The 21,776-nt window shown below is 60.1% G+C and carries 19 protein-coding genes; 12 read left to right on the top strand and 7 right to left on the bottom strand.

Annotated elements, in window-relative coordinates; translation table 11 throughout:
• Positions 1–274: 274 nt before the first annotated feature.
• Positions 275–1,411, bottom strand: coding sequence for a pyridoxal phosphate-dependent aminotransferase (locus tag DW850_RS02525; protein WP_117786147.1), 1,137 nt, complete (start codon positions 1,409–1,411; stop codon positions 275–277).
• Between the two features lie 93 nt (positions 1,412–1,504).
• On the opposite strand from DW850_RS02525, the gene DW850_RS02520 reads away from it, so the two are divergent.
• The gene (locus DW850_RS02520; RefSeq protein WP_117563775.1) at positions 1,505–2,167 is read left to right on the top strand and encodes a hypothetical protein; all 663 of its coding nucleotides are present in this window, start codon (positions 1,505–1,507) and stop codon (positions 2,165–2,167) included.
• 1 nt (position 2,168) lies between these two features.
• Here DW850_RS02520 and DW850_RS02515 read toward each other — a convergent pair whose 3' ends face one another.
• The 6 genes from DW850_RS02515 to DW850_RS02490 form a co-directional block, all read right to left on the bottom strand.
• Positions 2,169–2,732, bottom strand: coding sequence for a uracil-DNA glycosylase family protein (locus DW850_RS02515; RefSeq protein WP_117786146.1), 564 nt, complete (start codon positions 2,730–2,732; stop codon positions 2,169–2,171).
• A gap of 3 nt (positions 2,733–2,735) precedes the next feature.
• Positions 2,736–4,112, bottom strand: a complete 1,377-nt coding sequence (locus DW850_RS02510) for an alpha-amylase family glycosyl hydrolase (RefSeq protein ID WP_117786145.1) — start codon at positions 4,110–4,112, stop codon at positions 2,736–2,738.
• 154 nt (positions 4,113–4,266) lie between these two features.
• Positions 4,267–5,463: an MFS transporter gene (locus DW850_RS02505; protein WP_117786144.1), complete on the bottom strand. Its 1,197-nt coding sequence runs from the start codon at positions 5,461–5,463 to the stop codon at positions 4,267–4,269.
• A 123-nt stretch (positions 5,464–5,586) separates the two neighbouring features.
• Positions 5,587–7,947 carry a ferrous iron transport protein B gene (feoB, locus tag DW850_RS02500; RefSeq protein ID WP_117786143.1) on the bottom strand — a complete coding sequence of 787 codons (2,361 nt, stop codon included), beginning with the start codon at positions 7,945–7,947 and terminating at the stop codon, positions 5,587–5,589.
• A gap of 121 nt (positions 7,948–8,068) precedes the next feature.
• Complete coding sequence (locus DW850_RS02495) at positions 8,069–8,389, bottom strand: hypothetical protein (protein WP_117786142.1); 321 nt, start codon at positions 8,387–8,389, stop codon at positions 8,069–8,071.
• Positions 8,390–8,436: 47 nt separating this feature from the next.
• Positions 8,437–9,336, bottom strand: coding sequence for an alpha/beta hydrolase (locus tag DW850_RS02490; RefSeq protein WP_117786141.1), 900 nt, complete (start codon positions 9,334–9,336; stop codon positions 8,437–8,439).
• Between the two features lie 246 nt (positions 9,337–9,582).
• Between DW850_RS02490 and DW850_RS02485 the strand changes: the two genes are divergently transcribed.
• The 11 genes from DW850_RS02485 to DW850_RS02435 all read left to right on the top strand — a co-directional run bounded on the left by DW850_RS02485 (position 9,583) and on the right by DW850_RS02435 (position 21,433).
• Positions 9,583–10,146, top strand: coding sequence for a PTS glucose transporter subunit IIA (locus tag DW850_RS02485; RefSeq protein ID WP_117583092.1), 564 nt, complete (start codon positions 9,583–9,585; stop codon positions 10,144–10,146).
• 179 nt (positions 10,147–10,325) lie between these two features.
• On the top strand, positions 10,326–11,729 hold the full coding sequence (gene asnS, locus DW850_RS02480) for an asparagine--tRNA ligase (protein WP_117765221.1): 1,404 nt from the start codon (positions 10,326–10,328) through the stop codon (positions 11,727–11,729).
• A gap of 249 nt (positions 11,730–11,978) precedes the next feature.
• Positions 11,979–12,764, top strand: a complete 786-nt coding sequence (locus DW850_RS02475) for a hypothetical protein (protein WP_117786140.1) — start codon at positions 11,979–11,981, stop codon at positions 12,762–12,764.
• Positions 12,765–12,924: 160 nt separating this feature from the next.
• Positions 12,925–13,905 (top strand): ABC transporter substrate-binding protein, encoded by a 981-nt coding sequence (locus tag DW850_RS02470; protein WP_117786139.1) that lies wholly within the window; start codon positions 12,925–12,927, stop codon positions 13,903–13,905.
• 204 nt (positions 13,906–14,109) lie between these two features.
• Positions 14,110–15,033 carry an ABC transporter permease gene (locus DW850_RS02465; protein ID WP_117786138.1) on the top strand — a complete coding sequence of 308 codons (924 nt, stop codon included), beginning with the start codon at positions 14,110–14,112 and terminating at the stop codon, positions 15,031–15,033.
• Entirely contained in the window at positions 15,026–15,820 is a 795-nt protein-coding gene (locus tag DW850_RS02460; RefSeq protein WP_117786137.1) for an ABC transporter ATP-binding protein, read from the top strand. The genes DW850_RS02465 and DW850_RS02460 overlap by 8 nt, the downstream gene beginning before the upstream one ends.
• Before the next feature lie 193 nt (positions 15,821–16,013).
• The gene (locus DW850_RS02455; RefSeq protein WP_117786136.1) at positions 16,014–16,781 is read left to right on the top strand and encodes a mechanosensitive ion channel family protein; all 768 of its coding nucleotides are present in this window, start codon (positions 16,014–16,016) and stop codon (positions 16,779–16,781) included.
• 124 nt (positions 16,782–16,905) lie between these two features.
• Positions 16,906–18,822, top strand: a complete 1,917-nt coding sequence (locus DW850_RS02450) for a BMP family ABC transporter substrate-binding protein (protein ID WP_117786135.1) — start codon at positions 16,906–16,908, stop codon at positions 18,820–18,822.
• Positions 18,819–19,529, top strand: a complete 711-nt coding sequence (locus DW850_RS02445) for a metallophosphoesterase (protein WP_117786134.1) — start codon at positions 18,819–18,821, stop codon at positions 19,527–19,529. Before DW850_RS02450 ends, DW850_RS02445 begins: the two co-directional genes overlap by 4 nt.
• Before the next feature lie 232 nt (positions 19,530–19,761).
• On the top strand, positions 19,762–20,322 hold the full coding sequence (locus DW850_RS02440) for an RNA polymerase sigma factor (RefSeq protein WP_117583099.1): 561 nt from the start codon (positions 19,762–19,764) through the stop codon (positions 20,320–20,322).
• On the top strand, positions 20,303–21,433 hold the full coding sequence (locus DW850_RS02435) for a DUF4179 domain-containing protein (RefSeq protein ID WP_117635373.1): 1,131 nt from the start codon (positions 20,303–20,305) through the stop codon (positions 21,431–21,433). The genes DW850_RS02440 and DW850_RS02435 overlap by 20 nt, the downstream gene beginning before the upstream one ends.
• Positions 21,434–21,776 lie beyond the last annotated feature (343 nt).

Here is a 21,776-nt window from a genome sequence, read left to right as displayed (position 1 = left end):
TTGGTCGACGGATCGTAGTTCTTGGGCATTTCTTCCATATATCTCTCCCTGTCCCGCCGGCGTGTCCGCCTGCTTGGTTTTCGCTCGGTCAAGTCCTGGCTCGCACGAAGGCCACATTAAGTGGCCTTCGGCTCGTGCGGAATCTACGAAAATCTCAACCCGGCCCCTCGGACCGGAGCTGCGGTAACTTTGCTGCGAATCCTCGCGCCCGTTGAGCGACGCGCCCCACGCATAACCCTTATGTCGGTAGGCTGATGCGTTGCGTCCCTGATGGCTACAGGGTTGAAACGAAGGTGGACAGGCGGTGGAGGCCTTCGTCTAGGTCTTTGTCGGAGACGCAGTAGCTTAGGCGGATGTGGCCTTCGGTGCCGAAGCAGTCTCCGGGGACTAGGGCTACGTTGGCCTCTTTGATGGCTTTGATGCAGAAGTCTTCGCTTGTCAGGCCGTACTGTTTAATGCTGGGGAAGGCGTAGAAGGCGCCGGCTGGTTCCACTACGTCGAGATCCATGGCGTCTAAGGCTGCGAGTACGCGCTCGCGGCGGGCTCGGTAGACTTTGAGCATGGGGGTTGGGTCGACGGTGAGGGCTCGGGCTGCGGCGTCCATCTCGAAGGAGACGGCGCTCGATACTAGGTATTGGTGAGCTTTTGCGATCTCGGCGATGACGGGTGCCGCTGCCGCGAGCCAACCCAGGCGCCAGCCGGTCATGGCCCAGGGCTTGGAGAAGCTCTCGATGACGACCGTCTGCTCGCGCAGCTCCGGGTGTCGCTGGGCGAAGCGCTCGTAGCCGTCCACATAGACGAGGCGGTTGTATACGTCGTCGCAGACTACGTATATGCCCGCCTGCTCTGCCACGCGCGCCACGGCGTCGAGCGATGCCGTGTCGAGGATGCAACCCGTGGGATTGTTGGGCGAGCAGATGACGATGGCCTTGGTCGCCGGGGTCACACAGGCGCTAAGCGCGTCCTCGTCAATCTGGAATTGCGCAGGCTCCGTATCCAAGAAGACCGCCTTGGCGTGGTTGGCCACGACGATGCTCTCGTACAGGCCAAAGGCGGGCGTGGGGATAATGACCTCGTCGCCGGGGTTGAGCATAGCCATAAATGTTGCCGACAGTGCCTCGGTCGCGCCGTCGGTCAGGATGACCTCATCGGCGGAAAACGCCAGGCCCGCGTCATCCATATATTTGGACAGTGCATCACGCAGGGCGGGGCGACCGTTGTTGGGCGGATAGTGCGTGTCACCGCGGTCCAGCGCGGCGGTCACCTCGGCGCTAATCACATCGGGCGTGGGAAAATCGGGCTCGCCGAGCGCGAGCGCGATACACCCCGGATGCCGGGCGGCGAGCGCGTTAATCCGGCGGATACCGGAGGGCTTGAGCATGGCAAGCGAGGTATTCATGGGCAGACGCATGGCGTTCCTTTCATAAGGGTTGCACTAGGATAGCGCGGCGGGGCGCCACCAGACGGTGTAACCTAAACGGAAACGAGCCGGAAAGGAGATGGCATGGAGACGACCGCGCGCGGCGACTTACCAAAAACACTGCACACCATTGCGTATATCAGTATTCCCAATAGCGCCGATCTTGATTTTTTGCTCTGGGACCTGCAGGATGCCATCGCCGCCTATGCTCAACTTTCCGGCACCGCACTCCCCCGCCCGGTCGACTTGAAGGCAAATGACGCCGGCAGCGTTGCCGATGGCATCGTGCTGGCCATTGAAGATGTGGCTGACGATGAGACGTTGACTGCTATCGAGCAGGCGCTTGAGCGCTTTGGCGGTACGGGAACGCGCGTCTATGCCGCGATTCGAGCCGCACAAGAGGGCACTGAGCAGGCGCGTGGGACCGCCGTTCGCCTGCACAAGGCATGTGAGCGCCATGACCAATTGTGGTGTGGCGGCGTTGCCATCTGCGCCGGCAGCGGCATCGCAGCGCTTCGCCATTCCCCGCGCATGGGACTCTTGCGGCGACCGTTTTCGGAGGCCATGGACAAGCTCGTGGGCGCCGTGCGCATGGGCTGCTCCGTCGAGCATGCACAGCGACTTGGCGGCGGCAATGCCGCCAACGTCGACGCCGACGGCATGGTTTGCGCCGAGCCAGCCGTGCCCGCGCCGATCTGGCGAGGCGTTCTGAAACGTCTGGGCGCCCACGCTCAAACAAAAATCTAAATTAAATAACAGCCCAGTCAACGGCTTCGTGCCAACGCTCGACAAGACGCTCCAGTCGCCAGGCGGCATTGGCAGGACTTGTCGAGGGCAGGACGACGGCGGGCAACCCCGTCCGATCTTGCAAGTAGCGTTTGTAGAGTCGCCCTGCCGTACCGCCGTTACAGACAACGACCTCGATCGGCGCGGCATCGGTAATGCGCTCGATATGTGCCGGCACAACGTTGCGAATGCTCGCGTCGCTCGAGCCCTTAATGTCGCAGCCCTCGATTGCATCCCACAGGGCCACGCCGCCGTTCAGCAGCATGGCCCGCTTGGCGGCAATGGAGGCATCGAGCGTCGCGGGCTCACCGCTTGCCAAAGGATCGCCCTCGTTGGGCGGCACAGGCACACCGAGGCACGCAGCCATCACACGCCAAAAGCGATTCTGAGGGTTGCCGTAATAAAAGGCATTTGCACGCGAGAGCACCGAGGGAAACGACCCCAGCACCAAAACGCGCGAGCGCTGGTCGAACACAGGCTCAAACCCATGCTCAATATGTTGATAGTCCTCGTCAGACACGGCCATGGGTTAGGCTCTCAACAGATAGCGCACCTCGTAGGGTGCAAGCTCAAGGGCACCCGTCAGCTCGACCGTGGGCGCATCGTCGGCAAGCAGGCCGACAAAGGACCCGTTGAGCTCGCCGGCGCCAAAGGCGTAAGGCTCGCCCACGGCGTTCACCGCCACGAGCACCGTCGCGTCATCACAGGCGCGCTCGAACAGCAGCTGCTTGTTCTGGATCACCACGTTGCGATAGGCACCATAGTTGAGGGCACGGGCCGCCGCGTCGTCTGCCGAGCGCAGGTGCGCGAGCTGCTTGATGAAGGCCGTCAGCTCGTTGGGCGCAGGCTCATCGAGCGCAGGTCGCAGCGCCCAGTCGCCATCGGGGCCACCCTTTTCGCCAGGAATCCCCCACTCGCTGCCATAGTAGACGCACGGAATGCCCGGCATGCCAAAGAGCATGCCATAAGCGGGGCGCAGACAGGACTTGTCGGTAAGGATGCTCGCCAGGCGCGGCACATCGTGGTTGTCGACAAACGACAGCAGATGCTTGCCGCGATAAATGCACCACGGGTCACCGCCAAACTGGCGATGCAGCGAGTGGGCGATCTCGAACATGTTGACCGAGTTAAAGCTGGAGTACAGGCCCTTGTAGCACTCGTAGTTGGTGCAGGAGTCAAGCATCTCGTCATTGACGATCTGGTTGTAGTCGCCGTGGAGCGTCTCACCAATCAGCACAAAATCGGGCTTGAGCTCACGGGTAAAAGTATGCAGGCGGCGCATAAAATCGCGATCGAGCATATAGGCGACGTCCAAGCGCAGGCCGTCGATGCCAAAGCCCTCGGCCCAGCGACGCACGGACTCAAGCAGGTAATCGACCACGGCGGGGTTTTGCAAGTTGAGCTTCACAAGCTCAAAATGGCCTTCCCAGCCCTCGTACCAAAAGCCGTCGCCATAGCAGGAGTCGCCGTCAAAGCTAATGTGAAACCAGTCCTTGTAGGGCGAGTCCCACTTGCGCTCCTGAACATCGCGGAAGGCCCAAAAACCGCGACCGACATGGTTGAAGACGGCATCAAGCACCACACGGATGCCATGGGCATGCAGTGTCTCGCACACGGCGGCAAAGTCGGCATCCCCACCCAGGCGACGGTCGATATGGCGCAGGCTGCGCGTGTCGTAACCGTGACTGTCGGATTCGAGCGGCGGGTTAATGAGCACAGCACCGATGCCGAGCTCTTGCAGGTAGTCGGCCCATTGGGCAATCTTCATTATGGGCGCATCGGGGTTGGGCGCAGCGTTGGCAGCCTGGGCGAGTTCATCCTCGGCAACAGGGGCGGCGTTTTCGCGCGGAGCTCCGCAAAAGCCCAGCGGATAGATCTGATAGAACGTCGTCTCGTATGCCCACATAGCAACCTCCCGGCAATCTTTCACGCAACGCCATCCATTGTATGCCCGCCGCGCATCCCCTCCCCCAAAATAAGTTGCGGTGAAATAGGGACTGTTGAGACCAATAAACCGGGCAAACAGTCTCTATTCCACCGCAACTGATGAGGGAACGTGATTAGGCGACGGGCTTTGCGCGGCGTATGACCGGGAACAGCACCGTAATGGCGAGGATGACGCCCACGACGGTAATCGCCCCGCCCGCAAAGCCAATCCAAGCGATACCGGGACCCGAAACCACGGCGCCGCCGATTGCGGTGCCCGTGCCGATGCCGAGGTTAAACAGGCCCGAGAAGATCGACATGGCGACGGCCGACGAATCCGCCGGTGTGTACTTGATGAGCTCGGCCTGGAACGCCACGTTAAAGGCTGTGGAGCAGCAGCCCCATAGCGCGCAGACGGCAAGCACTGCTACGAGCGACGATGCGACCGGACCCATGAGCAGCAGAGCCACCGGCACGCCGGAGAGCGTGATAGCCAAGAACGGGAAGCGATGCCCATCGAACAGGCGGCCAAACAGCCAGCTTCCGAGCAGACCGGAGCAGCCAAACGCCGTCAGCGTCATGGTAATAGCGCTTGCGTCGACGTGCGCGACCTGCGCCAGGAACGGCTCGATATAGCTGTAACCCGCATAATAGCCGGTTGCCATGAACACCGTGACCGCATAAAGCGCGATGAGGAACGGATTCTTGAGCAGCTCGGGCAGCTGCTTAACGGTAAAGCGCTCGCCCACCGGCATGGCCGGGAACACCGCGGCCTGGTACACCACCGCGGCGGCAGAGAAGGCACCGACCACGGCAAACGTCATGCGCCAGCCCACAGCTAGTCCGATGGCGCGGCCGATCGGCAGGCCAAAGATCTGCGCGATGGACGAGCCCGTGGCGATTATGCTGATGGCGAGCGCCCCGTGGCGACTGTCGACCAGGCGCGAGGCCATGATTGAAGCGACCGACCAGAACACGGCATGCGCGCAGGCGACCACCAGACGCGCGCAAACCAAAATAGGATAGGTGGGCGCCACAGCGGACAGGAACTGGCCGAGCGAAAACACGGCCAAAACGCCCAACAGCATCCGCTTGAACTCAAAGCGCGAGGCAAACACCATAAGCGGCAGCGACAGCAGCATGACGCCCCAGGCATAGACCGAAATCATGATGCCTGCCTGGGCCTCGGTGAGCGAGAACGACGCGGCGATATCAGTCAGAAGGCCGATGGGCATGAACTCTGATGTGTTGAACACGAACGAACAGCAGGCGAGCCCGATAAGCGGGAGCCACTGCTTGAGCGAGATGCCATCTTGTCTTGCCTGGGTCATGTAGGAAACCTCTCCGATTGTCTTGAGCGGTGGGCGATTATATAGCAACGACCCCGCATCCGTCAGTACAGATGCGGGGCCGCAATCAACTCAATACACAGAGGTGGCGACGTCAATTAATAGCTAAGCCAACCCCAGCAATATGCCCGCCGAATGCACGACAAACGCCACGATCCAGGCGACCGTCACCTGAAACGCGAACACGGCAACGGCATAGCGCGCGCCCAGCTCACTCTTGACGGCGCCGATTGCCGCTACGCAGGGCGGGTACAGCAGCGTAAAGACCAGGAACACGTAAGCGGGAAACGGCGAAAACATGGTCGACAGTGCCGCGGGCGAGGTCGCGCCCAAAAGCACGGTGAGGGTCGAGATGACGCTCTCCTTGGCGATAAGTCCGGTGACGAGCGCCGTGGATGCACGCCAGTCGCCAAACCCAAGCGGTGCCAGCGCCGGCGCGATAATGCTACCCAGACCGGCAAGTAGACTCTGCGACTGATCGGCGACCACATTAAAGCGAATGTCGAACGTCTGAAGGAACCAGATGACCACGGTAGCGGCAAAGATAATGGTAAAGGCCTTGGTAATAAAGTCTTTGGCCTTATCCCATGCCAGCATCACCGTCGTCTTGACGCTCGGCAGGCGGTAATTGGGAAGCTCCATGATAAACGGCACCGGGTCGCCCTTAAATGCCGTGCGGTTGAGCACCAGGGCGGCAATGCAGCCGACCACGATACCAATCAGATAGAGCGAGACCATGGCGGGAACTGTCGCCTGCGGGAAGAATGCTCCGCACAGCAGACCGTAGACCGGCAACTTGGCCGAACAGCTCATAAACGGCGTGAGCATGACCGTCATCTTGCGGTCGTGCTCGGATGGGAGCGTACGGGTCGACATGATAGCCGGCACGGTGCAGCCAAAACCGACGAGCATGGGCACGAAGCTGCGGCCCGACAGGCCAAAGCGACGCAGTACCTTATCCATGACAAAGGCAACGCGCGCCATGTAGCCCGAGTCTTCCAGAATGGAGAGGAACAAGAAGAGCACGACGATAATCGGCAGGAAGGTCAGCACGCTGCCCACGCCCGTAAGCACGCCGTCGACAGCCAGCGAGCGCACCACGTCGTTGGTGCCGAACGCCTTGAGACCCGCATCGGCCGAGGCGATGATGGCAGCGATGCCGTCCTCCATAAGTCCCTGCAACGCCGCGCCGATCACGCCAAACGTCAGCCAAAAGACGAGGCCCATGATCACCAGGAACGCCGGAATGGCTGTGTAACGACCTGTCAGGATGCGGTCAATCTTGACGGAGCGCACGTGCTCGCGGCTCTCGTGCGGCTTTACGACGCAGCGCCCGCACACGTCGCCGATAAAGCCGAAGCGCATGTCGGCCAGCGCAGATAGACGGTCGGTGCCGGCCTCGCCCTCCATCTGGGTAATGATGTGCTCGATGGCGTCAAGCTCGTTTCGATCCAGATGAAGTGCCTCGGTCACCAGCTCGTCGCCCTCAACCAGCTTGGTCGCCGCAAAACGCACGGGAATGTGCGCCGTCGCGGCATGGTCCTCGATCAGGTTGGCAATGCCGTGGATGCAGCGATGCAGTGCACCGCCGTCTGGACCATCGGGCGCACAGAAGTCCAGGCGACCGGGGCGCTCACGGAACCGCGCCACGTGCAAGGCATGATCCACCAACTCGCCAATGCCCTCGTTGCGGGCAGCGCTAATGGGAACAACAGGCACGCCCAGCAGGCTCTCGAGCAGGTTGACGTCTACGGCACCACCATTGGCGGTCACCTCGTCCATCATGTTGAGCGCGATGACCATGGGGCAGTCGAGCTCCATGAGCTGCAGTGTCAGGTACAGGTTACGCTCGATGTTGGTGGCGTCGATGATGTCGATGATGGCGTCGGGGTCTTCGTCCAAGATGAATTGGCGGCTGACGATTTCTTCGCCCGTGTACGGCGACAACGAGTAAATACCGGGCAAGTCGGTAACGCTCGCCTCGGGGTGGTTACGGATAGTGCCGTCCTTGCGGTCGACCGTCACGCCGGGAAAGTTACCGACATGCTGGTTGGAGCCCGTCAGCTGGTTGAATAACGTGGTCTTGCCGCAGTTTTGGTTGCCGGCGAGGGCAAAGTGCAGCGGCGCGCCCTCGGGCACGGCCGTCTTTGCCGCACGGGGCGAATACGTCCCCTCGCCCAGGGCCGGATGCTCCGTCGTGCCGATTGCGGCGTTAGCGCGCGGACCCGTATCGGTGTCGTGAATACCCACAAGCTCGATGCGAGCGGCATCGTCCTTGCGCAGTATCAACTCGTAGCCACGCAGGCGGATCTCGAGCGGGTCGCCCATGGGGGCGTACTTCATCATGGTGACTTCGGTGCCCGGCGTTAGGCCCATGTCCAAAATATGCTGTCGGAGTGCCTGATCGTCCGATGCCACCGATGCGACAACGGCGTCCTTTCCAATCTCGAGTGTATCGAGCTTCACGCGCTCATCCTTTCGTTAGACGCGGTTAACCGTTTACCGGGGCTAACCAACTCGTAACGACAAATGATAGCGCTCTGAACTATTTTATAAAGTCAAATACCGATGTTTACCTGCGCAAACTTTATGCGGTGCGCCCCGAAAGCTCTTTGCGCATACCGCTCAGCGAGATCGAAATGGAACCCGACCGCGCGGTAGCAGTGAGTCGATCACCCTCAACCGACCCCGTGCATGTAAAGGGCGCCTTGCCCATCAAGACGTGGGAGATAGTACCCGAGAGCTCAAAGAAATCGCACTCAGCGCGGGCACCCGAGAGAGCGATATTGAGACCCCTGACGTTTAGTACTGCCCTGAGTGCGCCGTTCACCCCATGTGAAAACGTCACCTCGCCGCGCTTGCTCCCCACCGGCGTCTGGGCCAAAACCACATACGTACCCTCAAGCATGGCTCCTCCTCTAAGCAGACTTTTTGAAACGGGCAAGTAGTCTACTTTTACATATGGCGTTCCAGGAAGCGGAAGGCCAGGCGGATCCAGGGACGGACGGAAACCTGCTTGTCCTCGTTGTCGACCGCGGTGTTGGCGTTGCCGAGCGAAAGGCCGTGGCCGCCCTGGTCAAAGACGTGCATCTCGCATGCAACACCCTCCTCGGCCATGCGCTGCGCAAACGGATAGGCCTGCGCGATCGGCGCCGTCTTATCGTCGGACACGCCCCACACAAAGGTCGGGGGCATCTGACGCGAAACGTGCGTGGTAGGGCAAATGTCGGCCAGGTGCTCATCGGTCGCCTCGCCGCCCGTCACCATCGACAGATAGTCGTTGAGCAAATCGCGCCCCGTCTTGCCACCCGTCTTGGGCACGCGCAGGTCGATGCGCGGGTCGCGCGTCTGCATATCGCGCACATAGGCAAGGTCGAGCAACGGATAGCCCAGCACCACGGCGTCGGGACGAATATCCTCCGGACGAGCCCCGGCAAGGCCCGCGAAGGGTCCGGTCTTCCACTGCGTTGCCAACGAGGCGCAGATCATGCCGCCCGCCGAGAAACCCACGATGCACACGCGCTTGGGATCGACATGCCACTCGTCGGCGTTGGCGCGCACGGTAGCGACCATCTTGGCGAGGTCCGCCTGCGGGTGCGGAAAGCTCACGTCGCCCGTGGCGCTCGTCACATAGTTGAGCACAAAGGCCTGGTAGCCGCGGTCCAAAAACGCAAACGCCACCGGGTCCTGCTCGTGCGGAGCGATATGCGTAAACCCGCCTCCGCCGCAGATGATCACCGCGGGGCGGCGGCCATTGGGCTTGTCGGGCAGCGGCTCGGCACCCAGATACGTAAACGTCGCCGGATAATCCTCGGTCGGCTCCTCGCCCCACAGCGCATGGTTCTCAATAATCATAGGTGCTCCCTCCGTGCGATTCGTGCGCACTCGTTTTTCGCACCTTAGCGTACCCCACTTGAGCCCGCGGCGTAGAAACACCCCCGCAATAAGTTGGCCTTCAACTGATATATCACAAAATCGCTGTTCAGAGGTATCGTTGGACAGCGTAAAATAGGAGCGCTGACCGTGCTGGGAAACACGTACGAAACGTTTCCGGCAAACCACACGCGTGCAACATGCACGCCTGATACGTTGGAGGCATCTATGGGTCTGCTCGATTCGCTCAAGTCCACGTTCACTTCGTCGGGCGAGGCGTCCGTTCCGCCCGCAGCAAGCTTCGCCACCCGCGAAGGCGTCATCTACGCTCCTGTCAACGGCGTGCTCGTCAATCTGAGTGAGGTTCCCGACGAGACCATCGCCTCGGGCATGCTCGGCCAGGGCTACGGCATCGAGCCCATTACCGGCACCATTTACGCCCCCGCTAACGGCCGTATCGGCGCCACCACCGTCACCAACCACTCCATCGGCATGATCACCGAGGACGGTCTTCGCGTGTTCATCCATGTCGGCCTGGGCACCGTGGAAATGAACGGCAAGGGTTTTGCCCGCTTTGTCGAGATGGGCGACACGGTCAAGGCCGGCCAGCCGCTCATCAGCTTCGACCGCGACGCTATCAAGGCCGCCGGTCACGAGGACATCGTGACCGTCATCATCTCTGAGCTCGACCGCCTCAAGAGCATCGACCACGTCGGCGAGTCTGGCACGCTTATCGGCGGCAACCCGCTCGTCAAGCTTGGCGACCCGCTGCTGGTAGCCAAGACCAAGTAGCCAGGCCCCGCGCCACACAGCCAAAAGGCAACACGCCAAGCGCCCGCGACCATTTGGCCGCGGGCGCTTTTCGTTTGAAACCGTTCTGCCAATGCCTTATCTGTATAGCCCAAATGAGCCAAGCTGCTAGAATATCGAACTGTATGGATAACTATCATTCAACCGTTATGGGAGGATACGTGAACCGCACCAAAATCGCGCAGCTCTATACGCACGCCGAGTCGCTCGGCGGCCAAACCGTCACCGTTGCCGGCTGGGTCAAGTCCGTCCGCGACATGAAGAACTTTGGCTTCGTTACGCTCAACGACGGCAGCTGCTTCCGCGACCTGCAGGTCGTCATGAACCGCGAGGCACTCGACAACTACGACGAGATCGCCCACCAAAACGTCTCGGCCGCACTCATTTGCACCGGCACCGTCAAGCTGACCCCCGATGCGCCCCAGCCTTTCGAGCTTTCTGCCACCTCCATCGAGGTCGAGGGCGTCAGCGCTCCGGATTACCCGCTGCAGAAGAAGCGCGCAACCGTCGAGTTCCTGCGCACCCAGCAGCACCTGCGCCCGCGCACCAACCTGTTCCGCGCCGTGTTCCGCATCCGTTCTGTCGCGGCTGCCGCCATCCACCGCTTCTTCCAGGAGCAGGGCTTTGTCTACGTCAACACCCCCATCATCACCACGAGTGACTGCGAGGGCGCCGGCGAAATGTTCCGCGTAACCACGCTCGACCCCAAAAATCCGCCCCTCACCGAGTCCGGCGAGGTCGACTGGAGCCAGGACTTCTTTGGCAAGCACGCGAGCCTTACCGTGTCCGGCCAGCTCAATGCCGAGAACTTTGCCATGGCCTTTGGCGACGTGTACACCTTTGGCCCCACCTTCCGCGCCGAAAACTCCAACACCACGCGCCACGCCGCCGAGTTTTGGATGATCGAGCCCGAGATGGCCTTTGCCGACCTTAACGACTACATGGATAACGCCGAGGCCATGCTCAAGTACGTCCTTAAGGACGTTATGGCTACCTGCCCCGACGAGCTCAATATGCTCAACAAGTTTGTGGACAAGGGCCTGATCGAGCGCCTGGACCACGTGGCAAACTCCGACTTTGCCCGCGTTACCTACACCGAGGCCGTCGAGATCCTGGAGCAGGCAGTCGCTGCTGGCCACCAGTTTGATTACCCCGTCAGCTGGGGCATCGACCTGCAGACCGAGCACGAGCGCTTCCTGACCGAGGAGCACTTTAAGCGACCGACCTTCGTAACCGACTACCCGGCCGAGATCAAGGCGTTCTACATGCGCATGAACGAGGACGGCAAGACCGTCGCCGCCGCCGACTGCCTGGTTCCCGGTATCGGCGAGATTATCGGCGGCTCCCAGCGCGAGGAGCGCCTGGATCTGCTCGAGGCCCGCATCAAGGACCTGGGCATGAATCCCGAGCAGTACAAGTACTACCTTGACCTGCGCCGCTACGGTTCCTGTAAGCACGCCGGCTACGGCTTGGGCTTCGAGCGCTTGGTCATGTATCTGACCGGCGTGGGCAACATCCGCGACGTCCTGCCGCACCCGCGCACCGTGGGCAACGCCGACTTCTAATCGCCACAGCGCCACCAAACGCGTTCCAGCGCATCACGCCAGCGCCTCTCGGCAAGCCGAGGGGCGCTTTTTTCAACAGTATCCGTCAAGCTTTTGGCAAGATTTTGATCAGTTGAGCAGGGCTGTTGAAAACTCGACCCGCCGCTTGCCGACGACTACCGACCGCCCGGAGTGTCCTGCACCCCTGGGAAAGCCCCGCGCCCTAGGCTCCATACCGTCGCCACCCAAAACGGAAAGGACGTGGACGCCATGACCGAAACCGCTGTTGAAACTTACGAGACCACGACGAGGGGCGCCGCCTCGATGGCAGCCTATCGCGCCGTTCGCATCCTGCAACTATTAAGCGAAAACACCGGCGAGGACAAGGCCATGCTTTCCGATGAGTTGATCCGGCGTCTCGCCCATCCCGACGACCCCGCCCGCATGCCCATCTCGGCGGCGCGGCGCAGCATCTACACCGCCATCTCCGCACTTCGCCATGCCGGATACGAAATTGAATACAAGCGCGGCGTGGGGTATCGGCTCTTGACCCGTCCGCTCACCGACGAAGAGATCATCCGGCTCCACGGCATGGTCATGCGCAACCGCTCTACGCCCATCGCCATTCGAAAAAGCATGGCGCAGCACCTGGTCGCCATGGCGAGTGCCGACGTTCGCGGCTACCTCGATGCACCCGAGCCTGCTCCAAGCGCAGGCGACAAATCCACCAAGGCCACACGCACGCCCGTCAAGCGCATCGATGCCTGCGAGCTCATCGAGCAGGCCATCGACCACGGAACCACGGTGAGTTTTGATATTTCGAGTGTCACGGCACGCGGAGAGGTCGAAGTAGCGCGGATGACACTCCGGCCCTTTGCCATCAAGCAACGAGACGGCATCTCGTATTTGCTGGGAACGGTCTATGACGCGCGAGGCGCCGACGACACGCTGCGTACCGTTGAGATCGGCCGCATGAGAAACGTCACCACACGTCTCCTTGACGGCAAGAAGCTCTTCGCCGTCCTGGACGAGGACGATGCCTCCTCCGCCGCATAAGACCCTCCGCCGCCCATTCGACTACCCGTACCGCCCATCCGGTTCTGTATTAAAAAACCCGCCGAGCTGTTGTAAAAATGGACATCAGCGCTACTATAGTTCCACTTGCACTTTGTCCCAGTGCAGTGTTTCCAGCCATTTTTATACTGGGGGTAATGATATGAAGGACATCACCATCAGCCGCAGGAGCCTTCTTGTCTCCGCTGGCCTGCTCGCGCTCGCCCCGCTCGCCGGATGCGGTGGCAACTCTGATTCCGGCTCCGCTGCCACCGGTTCCGACTACACCATCGGCGTTCTGCAGCTCACCGAGCACTCCGCGCTCGATGCCGCCAACGACGGCTTCGTCAAGGCCATCAAGAAGAGCAGTCTCAAGGTCAAGATCGACCAGAAGAACGCCCAGAACGACCAGTCCACGTGTAAGTCCATTGCCGACAAGTTCGTAGGCGACGGCGTCGACCTGATCTATGCCATCGCTACGCCCGCCGCGCAGGCTGCCGCCGGCGCCACCGCTGATATCCCCATCGTTGGCTGCGCCATCACCGACTACGCCGCTTCCGGCCTGGTCCAGGACAACGACAAGCCCGGCACCAACGTCACGGGCGCTTCCGACCTCACCCCGGTCGCTGAGCAGCTCGAGATGATGCAGAAGGTCCTGCCCGACGTTAAGAAGGTCGGCCTGCTCTACTGCACCGCCGAGTCCAACTCCGACGTCCAGATCAAGGCAGCCAAGAAGGAGCTCGGCAAGCTGGGTCTGGAGTACACCGACTTCACCGTCTCGAGCTCCAACGAGATTCAGTCCGTCGTCGAGTCCGCCGTGGGCAAGGTCGACGCGCTCTACTCCCCCACCGACAACACCATCGCCGCGGGTGCTTCGCAGGTCGGCCAGATCTGCAAGGAAAACAAGCTCCCCTTCGTTACCGGCGAGGAGGGCATGTGCAAGGCCGGCGGCCTGTTCACCCTCTCCATCAACTACGAGGATCTGGGCTACGCCGCGGGCGAGATGGCCGTCAAGATCCTGAAGGGTGAGGCTAAGCCCGAGGATATGCCGATCAAGCACCTCTCGAGCAAGGACCTAGTCGTCGTCAAGAACGACGAGATGGCCGAGGCTCTGGGCATCGATCTTTCTGCTCTGGACGAGTAGCGCCATGCGCGGTAGCGCGTCTAGGGCACGCACTCGCGCCGTTGCCGTGTTATTCAATATCTGAGCCACAGGGGCGAACGCTAAAGACCGGCGTTCGCCCTGCTTGTTTCGGATGAGACAAAACATCCGTCCGCAGCTCTTTTATGCATTGGTACCGCTATTATGGAAAATCACGTGTCCACCCTATCCTAGGAGGTATGAAGCATGCTCATTGCATTGCAGGGCGCCGTTTCGCAGGGCGTCCTCTGGGGCATTATGGTGCTTGGCGTGTTTATCACGTTCCGCCTGCTCGACATCCCCGATATGACCTGCGACGGCAGCTTTGCCCTCGGCGGCTGTGTCTGCGCCGTACTCATCGTCAACAATAACGTCGACCCGCTGCTCGCCGTGCTGGCCGGCATGTGCGCCGGCGCCATCGCGGGCGCGGTCACGGGCATTCTGACCACCGTCTTCGAGATTCCCGCGATCCTCGCCGGAATCCTCACCCAGATCAGCCTGTGGTCCGTCAACCTGCGCATCATGGGCAAATCCAACACGCCCATCCTTGCCAAGGGCACCGTGTTCTCGGCCGTCAGCAATATGACCGGTCTGCCGCAGTCCACCGTTGCCATCATCTTGGGCATCCTGCTCGCCGTGGCCATCGTTGCCATTCTGTACTGGTTCTTTGGTACCGAGATCGGCTCCGCGCTGCGCGCCACCGGCAACAACGAGTACATGATCCGCGCCTTGGGCGTTAACACCAACTCCACCAAGATGATCGCTCTCGTGCTCTCCAACGCTCTCATCGGCCTTTCGGGTGCGCTTATCTGCCAGAGCCAAAAGTATGCCGACATTGGCATGGGCACAGGCGCCATCGTTATCGGCCTTGCCGCCATCGTCATCGGCGAGGTGCTCGGTCGCCTGCTGCCCGGCGGACTCACGCAGTTTAGCGTCCGCCTGGCCTCCGCCGTCTTTGGCTCTGTGGTGTACTTCCTCATTCGCGCCATCGTGTTGCAGCTGGGCATGGACGCCAACGACATGAAGCTGCTCTCCGCCGTAATCGTTGCCGTGGCCCTGTGCGTGCCCGTGGTTTGGGAGCGTTATAAGCTCCGCAGCTCCTACACGAGGGGAGATGAGGCAGATGCTTAAGCTCTCGCACGTCAAAAAGACCTTTAACAAAGGCACCGTCACCGAGAAGCGCGCACTCACCGGCGTCGACCTTACCCTGAATGATGGCGACTTTGTAACCGTGATTGGCGGCAACGGCGCTGGCAAGTCCACGCTGCTCAACATGATCGCCGGCGTATATCCGCTCGATTCGGGCGTTATCGAGCTCGACAGCACCGACATCTCGCGTCTGAGTGAGTCGCAGCGCGCCAAGTACCTGGGCCGTGTGTTCCAGGACCCCATGCGCGGCACCGCAGCCGACATGCAAATTGCCGAGAACCTGGCCCTCGCCAAGCGCCGCGGCCAGCGCCGCGGTCTTTCGTGGGGCGTCACCAAGGCCGAGAAGGACGAGTACGTTAAGCTGCTCAAGCGCTTGGACCTCGGCCTGGACACGCGCCTCAACGCCAAGGTCGGCCTGCTCTCGGGCGGTCAGCGCCAAGCACTCACCCTGCTGATGGCCACGCTCACCAAGCCGCGCCTGCTGCTGCTCGACGAGCACACGGCGGCCCTCGACCCCAAGACGGCATCGAAGGTGCTCAACCTGACCGAGGAGATCGTCGACGAGAACCACCTGACCACGCTCATGGTCACGCATAACATGAACGACGCCATCCGTCTGGGCAACCGTCTGATCATGATGCACGAGGGCCACGTGATCTACGACGTGGCGGGCGACGAGAAGAAGTCGCTCACCGTGGCCGACCTGCTGCAGAAGTTCGAGGAGGTCTCGGGCGGCGAGCTCGCCAACGACCGCATGCTGCTGAGCTAAAACCTGCCAAAAAGGGACAGGTTTATTTTGGCAGGTTTTATCTGCACAAACGTCAAAACCGCCGCAAAGGAGCAGATACCTTTGCGGCGGTTTTCGCTAACCCCCATATCGAGCACAGAAGCCCGTCCGAATTTGATCGGACGGGCTTCTTGATGGGTATCATGGTTGGACGATCATTAGGAGGTTTCCCTACATGGAATTGTTTGAGCCGATTCTTCATTTCTTTGCACAACGATGGGTCCACAACATCATCTGGGCAGGTATCTTGGCTATCGGCACCGCCGTTGCCGCCAAGGTCGCGTCCAAGACCCTGTACCACCTGCTCAACCGCGACGATAACCCACTCCCTTCATCAAGCATCTTCATCAACATCGCGCGCGCCGTCATTTGGATGATCGGCGGCAGCTTTATCCTCGACAACTGCTTTGGCATTAATGCAAACGCCCTCGTCGCCGCTCTTGGCGTCGGCGGCATCGCCATCTCACTCGGCTTTCAGGACACGCTGTCAAACCTCATCGGCGGCATGCAGGTGACGTTTATGGGCATTGTCAAACCCGGCGACAATATCGAGGTCGGCGGCGTGTCCGGCGTGGTCCAAGATATCACCTGGCGCCATACGACCATCGAAGATGCCTGCGGGCAGACCATCATCGTCCCCAACTCCAACATCTCCAAGAACACGCTCGTGCATTTGATGCCCTTTGGGCGCGTGGCCGTCCCCGTCGCGGTCAAGGACACGTCCAAGTGGGCTTCACTGGACGCGCTGGCAGATGAGCTCACCGACGCCACCAAGGCCGCCGTGCTTCCCATCTCGGGCTTTGACAAGGAGCCCTACGTGCTCTTTAGCGAGATCGGCGACTTTGGCGTCAAGGGCAAAATCATCTTTATCGTCAGCGACGACAGCACCACTTTCACGGCAGCCGACGCCTGCATCCGCGCCATCGCTCCCCTCATTGCCTAGCCTGCCAAATAGGGACAGGTTTATTTTGGCAGGTTTTATCTGGGCAAATTAGCTACCCGCGGAAGGACGAGACGATGGTACTATGGTTTATATAGTTGTTTAAACGACTAAGGGAGTAGACACCATGGAAGAGGCCTATCGTCAAGCACGCAAGCGCGGCGAGCAGGGACGCCGTCGCGCCATCAGCCAAAGCGAGCACCCGTACCTTACGGACCTCGATAGCCTCGTTGCCCAGCTCCCCTTAGGTCAGCGAGAGAGCGTCGGCCTAAGGGACATTCCGCTCGAAATGGTCGTCGGCACGGTTACCAAGGGCCGTCAGTCTGCCTTTTCGTGCAACTTTATGCCCCTGTTGCCATTTAGCACCGAGTTCGCCCGCAAGTGGTCCAACCTCTATGACATCCAGGTGACCGAGGGCTATCGCGACCCCATCATCGTCACCGAGTTCATGCATCGGTTCTACGTCCAGGAGGGCAACAAGCGCGTCAGCGTCCTCAAATTCCTGGACGCCCCGACGGTTTCGGCCAAGGTCACCCGTCTCTACCCCGGCACATGGGATTCCGTCGAAAGTCGCCTGTACGGCGAGTTCTGCGCGTTTTGGCGCGTCTGCCCCCTATACGAGATCGAGTTCTCGCGCGAGGGAAGCTATGAGACGCTCGCCAAGATGCTCGGCCAGGACCTTGTCGAAAAGTGGCCACAGAAAAAGGTCGACTACCTGCGCCATACCTTCCTACTCTTTAAACGCGCCTACCTGCGCGCCGGCGGCGACCATCTGGACATTACGCCCGCCGACGCCATGCTCGTCTACCTCAACGTGTACAACCAAGACCGTCTACTGGATACGCCGACGGACATCGTCGTAAACCGCCTGTGCAAGATTTGGCGCGAGCTGGTCATTGCCGGCAAAAATGACGAGGACAAGGTCGATCTTGTCGAAGCGCCGAGCGTCGATGAGGAAGAGGCGCCCGCCAAGCCCACCTCCGGCGTGCTCAACTTCTTTATGGGCAAGACCGTCTACTCGGCGGCCAACCCCCTACGCATCGCCTTTATCCATGAGTTCCCCTGTTCGACGTCGAGCTGGGACAGCCTGCACGATCAAGGGCGCCAGTATCTCGATGAGCACTTTGGCGGTATCGTGCGCACCGAGGCGTTTGAGGACCGCCACGATCCGGACGTGTTCTACGCCGCCGTGGAAACGGCTGTCAAACACGGAGACAACGTCATCTTCTCGACCTCGCATCGCCTGATGGAATACACGCTCAGAGCGGCCGTTGAGTATCCCCAGGTTCGGTTCCTCAACTGCTCCATCGGCCTTCCCCACCAAAGCGTGCGCTCGTATTTTGGAAAGATGTACGAGGCAAAGTTTCTGCTGGGCGCCCTTGCGGCCAGCATGGCGGACAACCATCGCATTGGCTACCACGCGTCGGTCTTTGCGTCGGGCGCGCTTAGCGAGATCAACGCCTTTGCCATCGGCGCCTCGCTGCTCGACCCCCGCGCGCAAATTATCCTGACCTGGGGCGATGTGCCCGCCGGAGGCCTTTCCGAGGCCATGTGCCGCGAGGGCGTGAGCGTCATGACCGGCGCTGACATGTCAAAGTCGCTCGAAGACCCCACGGCCTACGGACTCCACCGCCTGGTCGATGGCAAGGTCACCGGCATCGCCATGCCGGTATGGAACTGGGGCCGATACTACGAGCTTATCGTGCGAAGTCTGCTGCACGGCACCTGGGATGAGACCAGTGACGACAGCCAGGTTCGTGCCGTCAACTACTGGTATGGTATGAGCTCGGGCGTCATCGACATTCGCTACGCTCCGGGCCTGCCCTATCAGACGCGTAAGCTTGTTCAGCTGCTCCGCAATGGCATCGTCGAGGGCTCCATCAATCCATTTGGCGGCGAGCTCCATAGCCAAGACGGCGTGGTGCAGATCGAGGGCTTTCCCCCGCTGCCGAGCACGCAAATCGTCGAGATGGACTGGCTGGCCGACAACGTGGTGGGCACCATTCCGCAACTCGACGATGAGCCGAAGGTCCGCGCCCTATGAAAATCCTTGCCATAGCCGATACCGAAGAACGATGCCTATGGGAGTGCTTTCGCAAGGAGCGCTTTGAGGGTATCGATTTGATTTTATCCGCAGGAGATCTGGACCCGGATTATCTTGAGTTTTTGGTCACGGTCATCAACAAACCGCTCATCTACGTGCGTGGCAATCACGATGACCGCTATGCGCGTCATGCACCGGGCGGCTGCATTTGTGTCGAAGACACCGTGTACGTGTATCGCGGCATCCGCATTGCGGGGCTTGGCGGCTCCATGCGCTACCGAGACGGTGCCAACATGTATACCGAGCGCGAGATGGCCAAGCGTGTGCGCAAGCTGTCCCGCAAAGTGAGGATGGTCGGCGGCTGCGACATTCTGCTGACCCATGCACCCGCCGCCGGCGTGGGCGATCTGGATGATCTGCCGCATCGAGGATTCGAGTGCTTTAATGCGGCTCTTGAGTCTTGGGGTCCCGACTATATGATTCACGGGCATGTGCACCAAAGCTACGGCCCCAACTTTCAACGCGAGCGCCAACACCCATGCGGAACGAAGATTGTCAACGCCTGCGGCTATACCAAGATCGAAATTGACGAGGCGCGCTACCCCACGCGCGGTTGGAAGGCCGCTTGGCTCAACTCGCAAACCATGCGCCGCGAGCTCAAACGCCACGAAGCAATCGAGTCTTCAACCGCCAGAACCCCCTGGTAACTGCCAACAACCACCACGAAGGGGATAGGCACCTTTATGGTGGTTTTGCTGACTCGTCCGACCTGTCCATCACGGTGCTTGTGTAATTAACGAGAACACTCATTGTTTTGTAAGGACGGCGCTCACGTGCCGTCTTTTTTTGTCAACTTATGCAGTCTCGACCGTGTTGTATGTAGAGGGACCTCGCGAGACGCCTTCCCTATATCCACCACGACCAATTGGAGGTGACACTATGCCTGCACGCCGTAACCGCAATAGCACGCTCCGATGCGATGCCGATCAGATCGAGCGGGAAGCAAAGCGCTTGGTCGACACGTATTCCGACCTCATCCTTCGATTGTGCTATTCGGCCCTTGGATCCGCTGACGACGCTCAAGACATCTGCCAGGACACGCTGATCAAGATTCTCCAACGCACTCAACCGTTCGACTCGCTCGAACACGAACGTGCTTGGGTGATCCGAGTCGCACTGAACGCATGTCGCGATATCGGCCGTACGCACGCGAATCACCCGGTTGTCGACCTCGATTCGCTCCCCGATTTCTGCGCACCCGTAACACATACCGAGCAAGAATTCGCGCAACGCGACTGCGCCATTCTTTCCGCTGTCACGGCCCTGCCTCAAGCACAGCGCATCGCCATCTTTTTGCACTACTACGCAGGCATGAGCATCAGGGAAATCGCAGACGCCGTTCACGCGACGCCAGCTGCAACCGCCCAGCACCTTAGCCGCGGACGTGCGTCACTTCGGCTTTCCTTGAAAGGAGACCACAATGACTACGAATTCGAATGACTATCGCCACGCCCTGGAGCACATTTCGTTTACCGATAATGCGAAGCAGCACATGGCAAACTCGATTGCTCAGTCCGTCGCCTCAAGCGATGCGGCGACCGCTCAAAGCAACTTTAATGGCACGCGACGCAAGCCGCGCATCGCCCGCCATCCCGTAAGAACAGTCGCTCGCATTGCCGCTGTAACGGCAGTCCTCGCTATCGTCATTGGAGGCGCTGGCACGGCTATGGCAACAGGCGTCCTGCCGCTTCCTTCTGACATGCTTTCCGACATCTTTGACGGACCTGCTTCTCAAACCGAGATCATCGACCGTATTGGCCGGCCCGTCGGTGCTAGCTGCTCCAACAACGGAGTCACCGTGACCGCCGACGCCATCATGGGCGACAAGGATATGGTTACCATCGCCTATACGCTTACGTTCGACGATCCCGCTGCCCTGAAAAAGCTTTCCGAGCCGGGCGAGAACGGAACTATCGCCGGAAGTGTCGATGGAAACGTATACGTTGATGGCGAGCATGGCGGCCAAGGCCAATCATGGCTCATTGACAAGAACCCCAATGACTCCAGCATTCAATACTTTGCACAGTTCAGCGTTGAATCACCCGGCCTTATGGGCAGGACCGTCCGCACGCATATCAACTCTCTCGTTGTGCCACGTGCTGGCAAAGAGCTTCCCGAGTATAAGAAAATACTTACGGGCCCATGGGATCTTAAGTTCCAGCTGAATTACGAAGATACATCCGTTACGATTCCCGCGCCCAAATCGGTCAACTTTAACGGCACCAAGGCGACGATTCAAGAGGCCACCGTATCCTGCGTTGGCGTTTCAGTCCGCTACAACATAGATCGTTCCATCGAACACGACAACAACAGCGGCAAGATGTCTCAAAACATGGAGGAGTCTATGGATGCCGTTGGCAACATACCCCTCATCGTGACGTTCAAAGACGGTCATGTTGAGGACGCAACCAGCCACAGCGGCTATTTCGCAAATAAACTGGATAACGGCACCACTGATGTCCACAAGACCTGGCCGTTCTCGCAAGTTTGTGACACAGACAAGATTGCAAGCGTACAAATTGGCGATACGGTCATTCCCATGAATTCGTAACGCTACGCGGCTCGTATATGCACCCGGTTCCGCACTTCGCGTCTAAAGATGCGCTGTCATCGAGCAGCGTGAGCGCAAGGCCGCCCGTATGGTCGGCTGGGAACACCTCGTTGCGCTAAAAACCACCACGAAGGGGACCGGCACCTTTGTGGTGGTTTTGCTGACTCGTCCGACCTGTCCCAACGGTTTGTCTCAATCTGTAACAGGTAGGGCCCAAATAATCGGTTAGCTGTTACAGATCGAGACAGACCACGGATGCTCAGCCGAAAATCTCAATCTGTAACAGGTAGGAACGATTTTGCCCCTTAGATGTTACAGATTGAGATATTTGACAGCTTGAATC

It is taken from the genome of Collinsella sp. AM36-4AA, assembly GCF_003467795.1.
In the GTDB taxonomy this organism is placed as follows: domain Bacteria; phylum Actinomycetota; class Coriobacteriia; order Coriobacteriales; family Coriobacteriaceae; genus Collinsella.
The sequence above is the reverse complement of the archived record's forward strand: the minus strand, read 5'-3'. Positions and strand labels throughout refer to the sequence as shown.